This is a genomic window from Streptomyces sp. NPDC001851, from assembly GCF_040297165.1.
In the GTDB taxonomy this organism is placed as follows: domain Bacteria; phylum Actinomycetota; class Actinomycetes; order Streptomycetales; family Streptomycetaceae; genus Streptomyces.
The window spans coordinates 67,206-82,990 of sequence record NZ_JBEOYR010000024.1 but is presented as its reverse complement, the minus strand read 5'-3'; the positions used below and the strand labels follow the sequence as shown (position 1 = coordinate 82,990).

Genomic DNA, 15,785 nt, shown 5'->3' with positions numbered 1-15,785 from the left:
CGGTAGTGTACGCCTTTGGCCTGCCAGGCGTACCGTTACTGCGCGTCAAAGATGCCGAAACGCTGGGTGACATCTGCTTTCAGATGTGACAAACCGGGCGCCGGTGGGTACAACAAGGGGCGGCTACGACGGCGACGCATGACCCGGAACGGGACACGGGACGGGAATCTTTACCGCCGACCGGACGTTGACCGGATGACGACGACAGCGACACCTGTCCTGTGGGCGACAAGCCCGGGAGGCACGATTCATGAGTGAGCGAGCTCTTCGCGGTACGCGCCTCGTGGTGACCAGCTACGAGACGGACCGCGGTATCGACCTGGCCCCGCGCCAGGCCGTGGAGTACGCATGTGAGAAGGGGCACCGTTTTGAGATGCCCTTCTCGGTCGAGGCGGAGATCCCGCCGGAGTGGGAGTGCAAGGTCTGCGGGGCCCAGGCACTCCTCGTCGACGGCGACGGCCCTGAGGAGAAGAAGGCCAAGCCCGCGCGTACGCACTGGGACATGCTGATGGAGCGGCGCACCCGTGAGGAGCTCGAAGAGGTCCTTGAGGAGCGCCTGGCGGTTCTGCGCTCGGGGGCGATGAACATCGCGGTCCATCCCCGGGACAGCCGTAAGTCCGCATAACACGCGCACGAAGACCGCGGGCGCCGTACATGATGTACGGCGCCCGCGGTCTTGCTGTGTCCGCAGCGGGCTCAGCCGGTCAGGGGCGGCCACTGCCGCTGCTCGCCCGGCCCGGTCCGGTCCTCCCTGATGACCTCGCCCTGCACCACCTTGCCGTCGGGCCGATGGATGCGGGCTCGCTGGAAGGCGTCGCCGAAACTGCCCGGGGCGGCCGTGCGCAGCCGCTTGTCCAGAGCGTTCTCGGCGTACCGGCTCACGGCCTTCTGTACCGGCGGGAGCAGCAGGAGCAGGCCGGCCACATCGGAGACCAGGCCGGGGATCATCAGCAGCAGGCCGCCGAGCATCATCAGGCCGTTGCCGCCGCCGCGCTCCGGCGAACCACCGTGCTGCAACGCCTCGTTGAGGTTCTGGAAGGCACGGCGGCCCGCCCGCTTGATGACCACGGAGCCGGCCACGAGGCCCGCGACGAGCAGCAGGAACACGGCAAGCCCGCCGGCCGCGCCCGCGACCACGGCCAGCAGCCAGATCTCCAGCACCAGCCAGGCGGCGACCCCGAGCGGCAGATACCTGCGCAGCCGGGAGCGCCGGGGCCTGCTGGTGGTGTACGGAGAGGTCGGAGCGCCAGTCGTCATGCTCCCAGTGTGCCTGGCGGCGCCTCAGCGCGGGATAAGGGGATGATCGACCCGAGCGGGAAGTGCTACGAGGTCCGCTTGTTCTTGCCGGTGAGCTTGGCGACCCGCTCCCCCGCGCCCCAGGCGGTGACCCGCCACAGCGCCTCGATCAGGATGTTCTTGCTCATCTTGGAGTCGCCGAGTTCGCGCTCGACGAAGGTGATCGGGACCTCGACCACGTGGTAGCCGGCCTTGACCGCGCGGCGGGCCAGGTCGACCTGGAAGCAGTAGCCCTGCGAGGCGACCTCGTCCAGGCCCAGCCCCTCAAGGGTCTCGCGGCGGAACGCGCGGTAGCCGCCGGTGATGTCGCGCAGCGGCAGGTCGAGGGCGATCCGGGAGTAGAGGCTGCCGCCGCGGGAGATGAACTCGCGGGATTTGGGCCAGTTCACCACCCGGCCGCCGGGCACCCAGCGGGAGCCGAGCACCAGGTCGGCGCCCTTGAGGGCGGTGAGCAGCCGGGGCAGCTCCTCGGGCTGGTGGGAGCCGTCGGCGTCCATCTCGACCAGGACGCCGTAGCCGCGCTCCAGACCCCAGCGGAAGCCCGCCAGGTAGGCGGCGCCGAGGCCCTCCTTGCCCTTGCGGTGCATCACCTGGACGTTGCCGTCCTCGGCGGCCAGCTCGTCGGCGAGCTTGCCCGTGCCGTCGGGGCTGTTGTCGTCCGCGATCAGTACGTGCGCCTCGGGGACGGCCTTGCGTACCCGGCCGACGATGGTCTTGATGTTCTCCGCCTCGTTGTAGGTCGGAATGATCACCAAGGCCGTCCCGAGCGGACCGAACTGCCTCCCCTGGGCCTTGGCCGCGAGGGTCCCGTCGCCGTCGTTCACTGCTGCCCCTTCTGGTTGTACGCAGGATCCACCATAGTGGCCACCGCCTGGTAAGACGTGCCCACTTGTACGTATGGCTGTGTCGATTCCACAAGAGTGGGGTAAGAATGCTGCTTTGGGCATCTTCGAGGCGCACCGTCGGCGACTTCCCGCCACGGCGGATGGGGGCCCGGCGCCCTTCGGGCCGACCTGGGACCCGCTGGCTGCGGATCGACCGAAAGCCGTTGTCTACTGAGCGCACGGGCCCCACCCGGGTCACACCTTGCCGGGCCGGAACGTTCCCTCGGCGGCGCGGGCGCTGAGCCTGGCTCCCAGCGACGATGCCCGGTACGGCACACCGTCCCTGACCCAGCGGCGCTGCGACGAGTTGCGTGAACGCCCCCGGTCGGGCGTCCGGTGGTGGACTCGGACGAACCTACCGGCCCTCGGCCGTCGACTGTCAACACCCGTCTGACCTGCTACGACACTCCGGACGGACCGACCGCGGCAGAGGATGCGCAGGTCGGGCGGCGGGGCGGCGGGGTCCCCGCCGGGCCGCGCCACCCCCGTAGATCACTCGCCCGGCCGTACGAACACCGTCCGTCCGCCCACCACGGTGCGCAGACAGACCGGCAGGTCGCGGCCCGGGGTGAGGTCGGGCAGTCCGGGCGTGCCGGAGCGGGGGTCGGTCGACCAGCGGGCCACGCGGTCGTCGGGGGCCTGGACGATCAGCTCGCCGGTGCGCCAGACCGCGTAGTCGGCGGGCGCGCCCGGCACCAGGACGCCCGCGTCGTCGCGGCCCACGGCCCGCCAGCCGCCGCGCGTGTGCGCCGTGAACGCGGCCCGGACGGAGACCCGGTGCTCGGGCGTGCGGTGGAAGGCAGCGGCACGGACGGTTCCCCACGGGTCGAGCGGGGTGACCGGACTGTCGGAGCCGAAGGCGAGGGGCACACCGGCCCGCAGCAGGGCCGCGAAGGGGTTGAGGGTGCGGGCCCGCCCGGCGCCGAGGCGCCGGGCGTACATGCCGTCCTCGCCGCCCCACAGCGCGTCGAAGGCGGGCTGGACCGAGGCGGTCAGGCCCAGCTCGGCGAAGCCGGCGACGGTCTCCGGGGTGAGCATCTCGGCGTGCTCGACACGATGGCGGGCGGCGCGGATCCGCGCGAGGCCGAGCTTCTCCGCGGCGGCGCGCACGCCCTCCACCACGGCGCTCACGGCGGCGTCGCCGATCGCGTGGAAGCCGGCCTGCAGGCCCGCGTCGGTGCAGGCGATGACATGGGCGGCGACGGCCCCGGCGTCCAGGTAGGCGGTCCCGGCGTGGTCGGCGTCGGCGTACGGCTCGTGCAGACAGGCGGTGTGCGAGCCGAGGGCGCCGTCGGCGAAGAGGTCGCCCGCGGCGCCGACGGCACCCAGCTCCCGCGCCTTGTCGACGTTCTGCTCCGCCCAGTAGCCGACGACCCGGGGGCCGGACACCTCGGCGGCGACCTTCAGCAGGCCGGTGAAGTCGTCCTCGGAGGAGATCTGCGGGCCGCCGCACTCGTGCACCGAGCCGATGCCGAGGGAGGCCGCGTGGGCGAGGGCGGCGCGCTGGGCCTCGGCGCGCTGGGCGGGGGTGATGGCGGCGAACGCGGCCTCGCGTACGGCGTGGTGGGCGTCCCGGGTGAGCGGGGCGTCCTCGCGCGGAAGGTCACCGGGGATCAGGTCCAGCAGGGCGGTGGTGACGACAGCCGAGTGCGCGTCGATGCGCGAGAGGTACAGCGGGCGGCCGCCGGTGACCTCGTCGAGTTCCGCGCGGGTGGGCGGGCGGCCGCCGGGCCAGCGGGCGGCGTCCCAGCCATGGCCCAGCAGGACGCGGTCGTCCGGGCGGGCGGCGGCGAAGTCGCGGACCAGGGCGAGGGCGGCGTCCAGGGAGGGCGCGCCGGACAGGTCGAGGCCGGTCAGGGCGAGGCCCGTGGCGGTGGTGTGCACATGGGCGTCGGTGAAGGCGGGGGTGACGAGGGCGCCGTCGAGGTCGATCACCTCGTCCACGCCGTCGGCGAAGGCGTCGGCGGCGCCCTCGGAGCCGACCCAGGCGACCTGGCCGGCCTCGACGACCATCGCTGTCGCGAAGGGGTCGGCGGGGCTGTGCACCTCTCCCCGGCGGAGGAGGACGGTGGTGGGGGGCTCGGCGGTGCGCTCACTCATAGCGGACAGTTTCTCCTGTCACCGGGAGGAGGCCGCACCTGGGGCGTGTCGAAACCGTGCCCGGCGCGGCCGGCCGCCGCCTCAGATCCTCGGCGGCCTGGCCTCGTACGGCGTGGACAGCACCACCGTCGTGCGGGTCGAGACGCCGGCGAGGCCGCGCAGCCGGGCCAGCAGTTCCTCCAGTTCGTGCGGGGTCGCCACCCGCACTTTGAGGATGTAGTTCTCGTCCCCGGCGACGCTGTGGCAGGCCTCGATCTCGGGGACGCCGGCAAGGCGGTCCGCGATGTCGTCGGGGGCGCTGGGGTCGAACGGTTTCACCGAGATGAACGCGGTGAGCGGCAGCCCGACGGCCTCGGGGTCGACCACCGCGGCATAGCCGCGGATGACGCCACGCTGTTCCAGCCGGCGCACCCGCTGGTGCACGGCCGACGTGGACAGGCCCGTGGCCTTGCCCAGGTCTGTGTAGCTCATCCGCCCGTCCTTGACGAGCAGCTGCACGATCTGTCGGTCCAGCTCCTCCATGGCGCCAAAACCTACAGTGCGCTTGATCTCCGCACCTGCACGCGGCATGTGACGAACGACACACACCCCGAACGGGCTCCGTGATGTTCTCGTGATTACCGCCGAGGACGGACGGGAAGTGCTTGCTGTGGTCGAGGCCGCAGCGCCGTCACGGCCCAGCCTTAGGGGGAGAATCCCATGCAGAGTGTCCATCGCCCTGGTCGATCCGCGTCCAAGCGGCAGCAGCCGGTCGTCGAACCCGAGCCGGAGGGCGTCGAACCCGACGTCTTCGACGACGAACCGGACGCCTACGACACGTTCGAGATGTACCGGGTGATCTGCCCGGACTGCGCCCAGCCGATCGCCCTGCTGGCGGACGAGCAGGTCCTGCCGGAGCACGCGCTGTGCGCCTCGCCGTGGAACCCGTTCGGTCTCACGGTCTGCGCGGGTACGGGCCGCAAGGCCGCCGAGGCCCGCCCCGCGGACGAGTCCGCCCTGCCGCAGGAGCAGGACACCGCCCTGCTGCTGACGCTCCCCCAGGGTCTGGACTGGCGGACGCAGCCCTTCTCGCACGCCGGCGGCCCGGGCTCGCGCCCGATGCGCGTGCCGGTGATGCGCCGCCAGGCCGCCTGAGCCTCCCTCACCGCACCCAGTAGGTGCCCTGCACCATGGCGCGCAGGCTGCCGTGGTGCAGGATCAGTGTGTCCGGGTCCGCCGGTACGGCGATCTCCCCGAAGTACGCCTGCCGGTAGGCGACGCGCAGCATGACGATCGCGTGCCGCAGCGCGGCGTAGAGGGTGTGGAAGTCCATGTCCCGCGGGGTGTGCCCGGTCAGGCGGGCGTAACGGGCCTCCACGCGGTCGCGGCGCAGGAGGTCCGGCAGTCCGCGCTGCCCGGAGGCGACCGCGAGGTCGTGGAAGAAGCGGTGCAGATAGACGGTCCAGCCGAGGTCGACCTCGCGCGGGGCGAGCGCCGCCATCTCCCAGTCCAGCACGGCGACCGGGTCGAACCCGGCGTAGACGATGTTGCCGATGCGCGCGTCACCCCAGGTGAGGACGGGTTCGCCGGGCTCGCGCGGCCACAGTTCCTCCAGCCGGTCGAAGGCGGCCTCGATGAGGGGTGAGCGGGGCAGGCCGTCGGTCACCCAGGAGTAGTAGGCGCGTTGGGCCGTCACATGCCGGCGCAGTGCGTCCGCCGTACCGGGTGCGGCGAGGAAATCGGCTTCCGCGGCCGGTACCTGGTCGTGCAGGCGGGCCAGCAGGCCGACGGTCGCCGCCTCCAGGTGCTCGCGTTCGGCGTCGCCGGCGCGCTGCAGCCAACTGCCCTCGTAGGTGTACGGCATGACGTCCGGGGGCACGCGTCCGGCGACCCGCTCCATGACGAAGAACGGCGCCCCTAGCGGGGCCGGATCCTCCTCCAGCCACAGCACCCGGGGCACGGGCACGTCCGTACGCTCGGCCACCAGGCGCAGGGTGCGGTACTGGCGGGCCATGTCGTACTCGGGGAAGACGGTGTACGCCCGCGGGTCCGCCGCCAGCCTCAACGCGCAGGCCCGGCAGGGGGCTTCGGGGTGTTCGATGTCGAACAGCAGGGTCTCGCTGGACATGCCGTTCGAGGCCGGGACGGTGACGCCGGTGGCCTTGGCGCCGGGCAGCCGGACGTCGAGCCAGGCGGTGAGGCGCCGGGCGAGGTCCTCGGGGTCGCGGGTGGTGGTGCGCGGACGCGGTGCCGTCGCCATGCCGGGTTCCTCCCTCAGGGTGCGACCGAGTCGAAGCCGGTGAAGCCGCTCGGGTCGTGCCGGCCGAACGAGCCGTGTTCGAAGATGCCGTAACCGGTGTGCCCGTCGAGCCGGAAGCGGGCGGAGTGGTCGGTGACGCCGTAGGCGGCCAGGGGGTGGGGCAGGGTCATGTCGTAGGTACGGCGGTCGGTCCAGCCGGGGCCCCGCCAGGTCCCGTGCTGCCAGTCGTCCGCCGGGGGATAGCCCGCGCCGAGCGCGAGCGGCGAGGAGTTCAGGATCTCGGCCTCCAGCCTCCGCGGTGCTCGGGCGTCGCCGAGGTGGATGACCGCCCGCTCCGGGTGGCGGGTCCCGGAGCGGTAGGTGATCTCGGCCTGCGGCCAGCCCAGTTGGCGGTCGCGGCGGCCCGGCCGGACGAGGGTGGCGTCGTTCAGGGAGCGGTGGCCGTCGGCGTCCTCCTGGGTGATGACCATCAGGAAGCGGTCCTCGAAGCGGACCGGGCACCAGATCCAGTGGAAGCCCTCGGTGGGGTGGTCCGCGGCGAGCCGCCCGCCGTCCTCACCGGGTACCGGCCGGACCCCCCAGCTGCGGTCCCGGGTGCCGGTCCAGTCGTCGGCGGTGACCCGGAACTCCTCTCCCCCGGCCCGGATCACGCCCGCCGCGGTGCCCGCCTGGACGAAGCGGCGCCCCTCCAGGGTGAGCCGGTCTCCCCGGCGCTGCAGATGGTGCGGCTCCCAGAGGGCGGGGAAGGCGGCCGTCCAGGTGAGGTCGTACGACAGCTGCTCGTCCTCGCAGATCAGGCGCAGCTCCGTCAGCGGGCGCGGTACCTCGATGCGCAGCGGACCGACGGCGAGCCGCATCCGGTCATCGCCCAGGGCGTCGGAGGCGCGAACGGCGTGCAGGGTGTCCCCGGTGCGCAGGGTGGCGTAGGCGTCGATCACGCCCAGGTTGGGATAGACGCCGAGGCCGAGGATGAGCAGGGCGCGCCCGGCGTGGTCGAGGACGTGGAAGATGCAGCGGTCGTAGGCGTTTCGGTCCCCGGTCGCCACGTGCTTCATGGACAGCGGCACCTGGTGCACCGGGTATTCGTCGAGCGGTACGGGACGGTCGTCGGCCACGGGCACCCCCTGAACGATGGTCGGCTGACGGTACGTCAGTTGACCGGAGGTGGCCAGAGGGGGAACCGGACGGGCCTGAACTGACGCTCGATACCGCCGGGTGGTGACCTGCCCGGCCGCTGCCGCGTTGCCCGGGTATGACCCCCATGTACACGGCCACCGGGCGTCAGCGCCGCATCTTCGTGCCCCGCCCCGCAGAATCGGTTCCGCCGCCCCTGCCGCAGGACCCGCCCATCTACCGCGATCTCATGCGGACCTGGGCCGACCGGGGCCGGACCCTGCCGGGCCGCCATGACCCGGAGTGGATCAGGCTGGCGGCGCCGACGGTCCGCACGGGCCAGTTCAGCGACCTTCGGGTCCCGCCACGTGACGGGCGATGACCATCCGCTGGATCTGGTTGGTGCCCTCGACGATCTGCAGCACCTTGGCCTCGCGCATATAGCGCTCGGCCGGGAAGTCGGCGGTGTAGCCGTACCCCCCGAGTATCTGCACGGCGTCCGTGGTGACCTTCATGGCCGTGTCGGTGCAGTGCAGCTTGGCCATGGCGGCCTGCTTGGCGAACGGCCTGCCGGCGTCGCGCAGCCGGGCCGCCGCGAGGTAGAGCGCGCGGCCGGCCTCGATCTGGGTGGCCATGTCGGCGAGCATGAAGCGCAGGCCCTGGAAGTCGGCGATGGGACGGCCGAACTGCCGGCGCTGGGTGGCGTAGCCGACCGCCTCGTCCAGTGCGGCCTGGGCGAGGCCGATCGCGCAGGCGGCGATGCCGAGCCGGCCGGAGTCGAGGGCGGACAGGGCGATGGAGAAGCCCTGGCCCTCCTCGCCGATCCGGCGGTCGTCGCCGACCCGGACGCCGTCGAAGTGGACCTGTGCGGTGGGCGAGCCCTTCATGCCCATCTTCTTCTCGGGCAGGGCCCCGCTCAGGCCCGGGGCGTCCCCGGGGACCAGGAAGGCGGTGATCCCGCGCGGGCCCTCCTCGCCGGTGCGGGCCATCACGGTGTAGAAGTCGGCGATGCCGCCGTGCGTGATCCAGGCCTTGGTGCCGTTGATCACCCATGCGTCGCCCTCCGCGAGTGCCTTCGTACGCAGCGACGCGGCGTCGGAACCGGCGGACGGCTCGGAGAGGCAGTACGCGCCCAGCAGGCCGCCGCCGAGCATCGCGGGCAGATGCTCGATCTGCTGCTGCTTGGTGCCGTAGGTCGCGAGCCCGTAGCAGGCGAGCGTGTGCACGCTGACGCCGAGGCCCACGGTGAGCCGGGCCGCGGCCAGCTCTTCCAGAACCTGGAGGTAGACCTCGTAGGGCTGGTCGCCGCCGCCGTACTCGGCGTCGTAGGGCAGGCCGAGCAGGCCCGACTCGGAGAGCAGGGTGAAGACCTCGCGCGGGAAGCGTCCCGCGTCCTCCTCCTCTGCCGCCTTCGGCGCGATCTCGCGCTGGGCGATGTCCCGGACGAGCGCGAGCAGATCCCGCGCCTCCTCCGTGGGCAGTTGACGCTCCACCGGCTGCGGGTCGCGGTCGGACATGGCGTCGGTCTCCTCCCTGTTCGGGCGCCGGCGGTCTGGGCCCGTCGGGTGGGGGCGGTCCGCCTGGTCGTTCCGTGATGGCCGAAGGTGCCCGCTCCCGGGTCTCGGAAGCGGCTGACCAGCGGCTGTGCGCTGTGAGTATGCCCGATCGGCGACCTCGCGTCACCAGTTAACGACCGCTTACTTCAGGAAAATCGACGTCACCCTGAGTGAGCTTCCGCTCCGCTGGGTCAGCGGTCTCGACGGGCCGGCTGCGGCGCCGGGTAGGCGGGGTCCAGTTCCTCGACGGCGCGCAGGGCTCCGCCGAGCGTCTTCACCAGCAGCTCGCGCATGGTGGCGCGGGACAGCTCGGGGCGGTCGATCCAGTCCAGCGTCGCGCCCTCGACGCCGCACACCCAGGAGAGCAGGCCCATCCGGGCCAGCGGAGGGATGTCGCCGCGGCCGTAGGCCCCTTCGGCGATGGTGGCGATGATGGCCTCGCGCACGCCGTCCCGGATCGCGTGCACCTCGGCGTCGAAGCCGACGCCGCCGCTGACGATGGTGCGGTAGGCGGCCTGGTGGTGCTCGGCGTAGTGCAGATAGCCGTCGATGGTGCGCTGGACGCGGTCCACGGCGGGCATCTCCGGACCGCCCGCGGCGGAGGTGACCAGGTCGGCGACGGAGTCCTGGATGATCGCCAGGTAGTAGCCGCGCTTGGACCGGAAGTAGTAGTAGATCAGCCCCTTGGCGACATGCGCCTGGCGGGCGATGTCGTCCATGGACAGCGCGTCGTAGGACGTGTCGGCGAACAACTTCCGCCCGATGGCGATGAGTTCGGCGCGACGCGCCACCGAGCGCTCGGTACCGTGCACCCGGGGGCGGACGGCGGCACGCTGCTGAGGCATATTCAATTTCGACCCTGGTCTGGGAGGCCGGCGGGACGTCCGCAGTATGTCAGAACATGCCTGCCGCACGCGGCTCGGTCAGAGCAGACCCACCTGGGTCACGAGCATCGCGATCACCGCGACGAGGACCCAGCCCATGGCGTGTTCCAGGATCTTCGGGCCGTCTTCCTGGGGCCCGCCGGTGCGGACGCGGGTGGCGGTGGCCGGGTGTGCGGTCATGGTCTCTCACAGAGGTCGGACGTACTGAGCGGAATCCCCCCACCCATTTGTCCACCTTGCCACCCGCGACGGCGTCTGCGGCGGAGACGTTGCTCACAGGGGCCGGGTCAGCGCACGCCCACCGCCGCGAGCGCCCTGCGCTGGCGCGGGCTCGGGTGGGCCGGGAAGTAGAGGTAGCAGACCCCTCCTGGGCCGGAGACGACCTTGCCCGAGGCGTTGTACCGCTTGGTCCTGAGCCAGATGTTCTCGAACTCCCGGCGCAGATAGACCCGCCGTACCGCGTCGTCGCTCGCCGAGGCGGGGTCGTTGGCGATCACGTCGCCGTCCGCCGTGAACCCGATCACGGTCATCAGATGGCCGGCGGTGCCGTAGCCGGCGCCGGTCAGCTCCGTCTTCAGGAACGACTGCGACGTTATGGCCGGGATGCCGGCCGCGATCAGCGTCTCCAGGTCGGTGAGCGAGGTGAGCCGCGTGACCACACCCTGGAGGTCCGGGAACGTGGCCGCGTAGGCCGCGTTGAACGGCCAGTTGCCGCAGCCCTCGTACTGGTAGTCGTAGGTGAAGCGGGCGGCGTGGTCGACCTGCGGATCGGCGTAGGAGGGGTCGACCCAGGACAGCTGCCCGGGAGTGAGCCGGCCGCCCCAGTACTCGATGATCATTTGCGAGGAGGTCGGGCTGCACCAGGCCTCGCCGCCGTTGTCGTACTCCGGGTACTGGCCCTTGTGGATCTCCTGCGAGTAGCGCGGGACGGCCAGCTCACGGGCCAGGCCAGGGGCGGAGGCGGGGACGGTGAAGCGGTCGGGGATGTCCGATCCCATGGCGCCGAGCCGCCACACGGTGGGCGTCAGACCCGTGCCGGGCTTGCGGTAGAGGGTGAGGCGCAGCCGGTACGACGACAGGCGCAGGCCGGTGCTCGCGTCGTCGATGGCGAAGGTGTCGGTCGAGATGCTGCTCCTGCCGTCCGTCTGGCCGTCCACCGAGGTGCGCTTGATGTCCAGGTCACCGGACGCCCAGCGGCCCATCACGTACCAGGGGGTCCCGGTGCCGTCGGAGTACGTGCCCTGCAGCTCGACCTGGAGCCAGGTGCCGTCGGGGGTGTGGGCGTTCCAGGAGGCGACGAGTTCGGTGGCGGGGACGGCGAGCCGGTGGACCGGGCCGGTCCAGGTGGCGTACTCCCAGGTGGCGGTGGTGCCGGTGTGCGGGTCGGTGTAGTCGCTGCGGCCGGCCGGGGTGCCGATCACGACGCCGGGGCGGGCGCCGGCCACGGTGCGGACGCCCTGGGCGGCACCGAGGCGCCACTCGCGGTACGTGGTCCAGGCCTGGTAGTCGATCGGGCGGGCCTGCGGCCGGTCGGGATCGTCGGCGGCGGCAGCGGCGGGGGCCGTTCCGCCGGCCACCGCCGCGGCGACGGCGGCGGTCAGGACGGTTCTGCGGGACGGCTGTCGGGCTCGGTTCATGGGCGCGCTTCCCCCAAGTGTCCGGGTCGGGGCTGATCTGCTGCACGTGTGCGCCCACTATGGAGCAGCGGGCATGCCCCTGCCAGCACTTCGGCGCATGCGCGCGCCACGACTATTGGTCTGGTCCAGTGGAGGCAGCCTCCTGGAACCGACCGGGCCTGCGGCTCCCCTGAGGGGCGCGGGGAACCGCGCGACCAGCCCGCCACTGACCGGCAGCCGCACAGTTCCCCGCAACACCCGAGCCGTACGCCTCTTCGAACGGCTCGGGGTCAGACCAGATCCATCGCCGCGACCTCGTCGGGGCGGCCGTAGCTGACCGGTCCCTGGAAGCGCCGGCGGGCCGTGGCGAACCACCACACCGTCGCCACGACCAGCACGACCGCGAGCGCGACCGGCGCGTAGTTGAAGGTGTCGGCGGTGACGGGCGAGGCCTGCGGCAGCATGAACAGGACGCTGCTGAACACGATCCAGATCACCGCGAGCCAGCCGACCGGCCGGCCCCAGCGGCCCAGGTGCCAGGGCCCCGGCTGGAACCCGCCGCCGAGCCGCAGCCGCAGGAAGACCGGCACGGCGTAGGCGAGGAAGAGGCCGACCACGTTGACGCTGACGATGGCGGTGAAGGCGGTGTGGGACCACCAGCCGGGCACCACCAGCGCCACCGAGCAGACCACCGCGAGCCACACCGCCTTCACGGGCGTACGGGTGCGCGGCGAGACCGAGTGCCACCAGCGGGAGCCGGGCATGGCTCCGTCGCGGGAGAAGGCGAAGATCTGCCGGGTGTTGCTGGTGAGGTTGGCGAGACCGCAGAAGAGCATCGCGCCGATGACGATGAGGAGCATGACCTTTGCGGCGCCCAGTCCCAGGCCGTCGATGAGAATCTGGACCGGCGGCGCACTGGAGCCGGCCACCTTGGCGTAGTCGCCAATGCTGTAGACCAGTGCCAGCATCAGGATGAGACCGGTGATCGCCGAATAGCCGATGGCGCGGGTGATCCCCTTGGGCGCGTTGACGGTGGCGCGGACCGTTTCCTCGGACATGTGGAAGCTGCCGTCGAACCCGGTGAACGTCCAGCTGGTGACCAGCAGGCCGAGCATGCCCCCGTAAAGTCCGCTCGTGAAGCCGGTGTTGTTCGCGAAATGCATCACGAACGACGCCGGCTGATGGTGATCGGGCATCACGATGAGTGCACCCACGATCACCACGAGTCCGATCAGCAGCCACCACACGGAAATGCGGTTCAGCACGGCGACGAGCTGGACGGTGTAGGTGTTGGCGAGGCCGTGCACGACGATGATCAGGGCCGTGATCAGCACGGTCTGGTGCGTGGTCGGCTGGTAGGAGGGCCACTGCAGCTGGATGAAGGCCTGGACGAAGGTGGCGGCCGCGTAGCCGGTGGCGGCGGTGCCGCCGATCTGGCCGACGAAGTTCAGCCAGCCCGTGTACCAGGACCAGGCCCCCTTGTGCCGCTTTGCAAGTTTACCGGCGGAGAAATAGAGCGCACCGCTCGTCGGATAGGCCGAGGCGACTTCCGCCATGGCCGCGCCGATGAGCAGCACCATGACGCAGACGCCTATCCAGCCGAACACGAGGATACGGGGGCCGCCCGCATTCATACCGAATCCGAAGGACGAGAAAATACCCGAGAGGATATTGATGATGGTGAAGGAGATCGCGAAATTGTCGAACGCCTGGAAGCGTCGGGTGAGTTTCCGCGGATAACCCATCGCGTGCAGGGTCGCGTCGTCGTCGAGCACGACCGGGTCTTCTCCCGCGCGGGCCTTCGCCCGTGGGGTCGGCATACGTTCCGACACAGATCGGCCTTTCTCTCGATGGGGAGCGGGGACGAACGAAGAGGGTCGGTCGGGTCACGGGACGGGCAGGCCGCAGGCACGCCGGGCCCGGGAGAGCTGTTCGGCGGGGTCGCCGAAGGCGCTCCAGGGCATGCGTGAGGCGTACGGACCCATCGCCGCGAACACCGCCCGGGCCTCGAACTCGCGCTGGGCCATCACCAGCGCATGCGCGAGGTAGGCCAGGTCGAGCACCGGCGTGAAGCGGTAACCGGCGACCGCCGGCAGCCAGTTGTGGTAGATCGCCAGCGCGGTGGAGCGCCACTGCGGCTGTTCCCAGACACGGTCGGCGAGCAGCTGGGTGGGGTTGTAGCTCTCCACCAGGGCCACCAGCGGCAGCAGCCGCAGGGCTGAGTCGGCGGGCGCCCGCTGGCTGAGGAAGGCGGCCACGTCCCAGGCCGCGTTGACCGAACCGCCGTAGCGCGTGAAGAAGCACGACAGGAAGCGGTGGTGGCCCTCGCGGTGCCAGGGGTCCAGGGACAGGATGTGCGCGAACAGCCGCCAGGGACCGGGCGGTGCGGTCAGCAGGCCCTGCGGCGCCGGGTCGCGCAGCCGGTGCAGCCGGGCCATGGCGAGCTTGGCGACCCAGGGCGTGGGATCCCCGGGGGCCAGGGCGGCGGCCCGGTCGCAGGCGGTGAGCGCGATCCGCTCCAGCGCCTCGGCGCGTTCGTCGCGCGCGTCGGCGGCCCGCAGCGCGCGCTGCACCGCGACCCGGGCCCACATCAGCGCTGCCTCGGGCGTCGGCTCCTCGGCGAGCCAGCGCTCGACCAGATCGGTGCCGGCCGCCTCGGAGGCGAGGACCAGCGAGCGGTGGGCGCGCAGGGCGAAGTCGGAACGCGTCTCGGCGAGGGCCTCGTACGCGTATCGATAACGCCCGGCGCGCACATCGACGCATACACTCGCCAGGACACGGTCGTCGGCCGCCGGATGCCACACATAGTGCCCTTCGAATAGCCCCGCGGCCATGTCCCCCTGCCCGTTCCCATACGACGCACACCGGTTGCGCTGGAGGCACCTTACTCAGCTACGGGCGCACCCGGAACGCCGAATTCGACATATCGGTCAGGGGAATCGCGAATGTTTATCCGAGCCATTGGCTGGCTGCCAGCCGATGATTCAAACCCAGACGTTTTCGGGTGCGGCGGCCTCGGCGGTCCGGCCGCTATGGGTGCTACTACACTGTTTCCGGAAAACCGCCCACACCGACCCACACCGGGGAACCATCATTCGCGACCTCGCCGCCCGGCTGCGCGGGCTTCCCCCCTCCGTCGGGCCGGTCCGGCTGATCGGCGTCGACGGGCACGCCGGCTCGGGAAAGTCCACCTTCGCCGGGCACCTGGCCGCGGCGCTCGGCGGGGCTCCGGTACTGCATCTGGACGACATCGCCAGCCACGAGCAGCTCTTCGAGTGGACCGACCGGCTCATGACCCAGGTGATCCAGCCGCTCGCCCGCGGCGAGAGCGGGCACTACACGCCGTACGACTGGCGGACCCGTACGTTCACCGCGCCCCGCCCGCTGCCGGCGGCGCCGGTGGTCCTGGTCGAGGGTGTCGGCGCGGGCCGCCGGGCGCTGCGGCCGCACCTGGCCCTGCTGCTGTGGATGGAGCTGCCCCGGGAGGAGTCCTGGACGCGCGGCCGGCTGCGGGACGGGGCGGAGCAGAGGGAGTTCTGGGACGGCTGGGTGGCGGCGGAGCGCGCGCACTTCGCCGTGGACCCCTCGCGCCCCCATGCGGATCTTCTGGTGCACCAGACACCCGAGGGGTATGAGGTGCTGCCGGGGCCGGCGTCAACCCCTGGGTCGGACCAGAGCATGACCCAGAGTGACGGACCCTCCGCGTCGTGGTGAAGATGTGAAGACCCGTGCGGACGAACTTCCCCGAAGGCCTCAACTCGGCTTGACCCGGGGGCCGTACAGGTCTTACGTTCTCAATGTGCGGCCTTTCGGAGCCGCTCCCAGACGCGAAGCCCCCGGTTGTTCCCCCGTGATCGGGGGCTTCGTTCTGCCCGCGGACGCTTTTCCGGCCGCCCGGCGCACCGATCCGCTCACCCTCGGTCACGAAGCCCTGTGCGCCCCGTCTGCTCCCACCTCGTCAAACGGCCTGCGCGGCACCCTTCGGCACGCGGTCTGCACGCGGGTACGATGCCCTCGGTGCGACCTTCGCGGCTGCCTCGCGCCCGGGTAACTCCGGTCCGGGGCACGGCGGTTCGATGCGCGGCGGCCGTCGGGCG

The 15,785-nt window shown here is 71.6% G+C and carries 15 protein-coding genes; 3 read left to right on the top strand and 12 right to left on the bottom strand.

The annotated features are described in order from the left end of the window. Positions 1–250 precede the first annotated feature (250 nt). The gene (locus ABT171_RS30500) at positions 251–625 is read left to right on the top strand and encodes an RNA polymerase-binding protein RbpA (protein ID WP_003977404.1); all 375 of its coding nucleotides are present in this window, start codon (positions 251–253) and stop codon (positions 623–625) included. A gap of 71 nt (positions 626–696) precedes the next feature. Here the strand turns inward: ABT171_RS30500 and fxsA are convergent, their stop codons facing one another. From fxsA to ABT171_RS30480, 4 genes are all read right to left on the bottom strand, one after another. Continuing rightward, positions 697–1,257 (bottom strand): FxsA family membrane protein, encoded by a 561-nt coding sequence (gene fxsA / locus ABT171_RS30495; protein WP_351249421.1) that lies wholly within the window; start codon positions 1,255–1,257, stop codon positions 697–699. Positions 1,258–1,322: 65 nt separating this feature from the next. Then, positions 1,323–2,120, bottom strand: a complete 798-nt coding sequence (locus tag ABT171_RS30490) for a polyprenol monophosphomannose synthase (RefSeq protein ID WP_351249419.1) — start codon at positions 2,118–2,120, stop codon at positions 1,323–1,325. Between the two features lie 552 nt (positions 2,121–2,672). Beyond that, complete coding sequence (locus ABT171_RS30485; RefSeq protein ID WP_351249417.1) at positions 2,673–4,280, bottom strand: amidohydrolase; 1,608 nt, start codon at positions 4,278–4,280, stop codon at positions 2,673–2,675. 81 nt (positions 4,281–4,361) lie between these two features. Then, the gene (locus ABT171_RS30480) at positions 4,362–4,802 is read right to left on the bottom strand and encodes an Lrp/AsnC family transcriptional regulator (RefSeq protein WP_043498889.1); all 441 of its coding nucleotides are present in this window, start codon (positions 4,800–4,802) and stop codon (positions 4,362–4,364) included. A gap of 177 nt (positions 4,803–4,979) precedes the next feature. Here ABT171_RS30480 and ABT171_RS30475 point away from each other — a divergent pair, with 177 nt between their 5' ends. Then, complete coding sequence (locus tag ABT171_RS30475) at positions 4,980–5,414, top strand: hypothetical protein (protein ID WP_351249415.1); 435 nt, start codon at positions 4,980–4,982, stop codon at positions 5,412–5,414. A 7-nt stretch (positions 5,415–5,421) separates the two neighbouring features. On the opposite strand, the gene ABT171_RS30470 is transcribed toward ABT171_RS30475, so the two are convergent. From ABT171_RS30470 to ABT171_RS30430, 8 genes are all read right to left on the bottom strand, one after another. Next, positions 5,422–6,519, bottom strand: coding sequence for a phosphotransferase family protein (locus ABT171_RS30470; RefSeq protein WP_351249413.1), 1,098 nt, complete (start codon positions 6,517–6,519; stop codon positions 5,422–5,424). A gap of 14 nt (positions 6,520–6,533) precedes the next feature. Next, positions 6,534–7,634: an Rv3169 family protein gene (locus tag ABT171_RS30465; protein ID WP_351249411.1), complete on the bottom strand. Its 1,101-nt coding sequence runs from the start codon at positions 7,632–7,634 to the stop codon at positions 6,534–6,536. A gap of 342 nt (positions 7,635–7,976) precedes the next feature. After that, a complete protein-coding gene (locus ABT171_RS30455) occupies positions 7,977–9,149 on the bottom strand; it encodes an acyl-CoA dehydrogenase family protein (protein WP_351249407.1) in 1,173 nt (390 codons plus the stop codon). Positions 9,150–9,379: 230 nt separating this feature from the next. Further along, positions 9,380–10,033: a TetR/AcrR family transcriptional regulator gene (locus ABT171_RS30450; protein WP_351249405.1), complete on the bottom strand. Its 654-nt coding sequence runs from the start codon at positions 10,031–10,033 to the stop codon at positions 9,380–9,382. 78 nt (positions 10,034–10,111) lie between these two features. Then, the gene (locus tag ABT171_RS30445; RefSeq protein WP_351249403.1) at positions 10,112–10,252 is read right to left on the bottom strand and encodes an SCO1431 family membrane protein; all 141 of its coding nucleotides are present in this window, start codon (positions 10,250–10,252) and stop codon (positions 10,112–10,114) included. Positions 10,253–10,359: 107 nt separating this feature from the next. Next, a complete protein-coding gene (locus tag ABT171_RS30440) occupies positions 10,360–11,709 on the bottom strand; it encodes a C39 family peptidase (protein WP_351249401.1) in 1,350 nt (449 codons plus the stop codon). Positions 11,710–11,978: 269 nt separating this feature from the next. After that, a complete protein-coding gene (locus ABT171_RS30435; RefSeq protein ID WP_503077174.1) occupies positions 11,979–13,508 on the bottom strand; it encodes an amino acid permease in 1,530 nt (509 codons plus the stop codon). A gap of 66 nt (positions 13,509–13,574) precedes the next feature. Further along, positions 13,575–14,522, bottom strand: coding sequence for a hypothetical protein (locus ABT171_RS30430; protein WP_351249397.1), 948 nt, complete (start codon positions 14,520–14,522; stop codon positions 13,575–13,577). Positions 14,523–14,667: 145 nt separating this feature from the next. On the opposite strand from ABT171_RS30430, the gene ABT171_RS30425 reads away from it, so the two are divergent. Continuing rightward, on the top strand, positions 14,668–15,402 hold the full coding sequence (locus ABT171_RS30425) for a uridine kinase family protein (protein WP_503077173.1): 735 nt from the start codon (positions 14,668–14,670) through the stop codon (positions 15,400–15,402). The last annotated feature ends 383 nt before the right edge of the window (positions 15,403–15,785 follow it).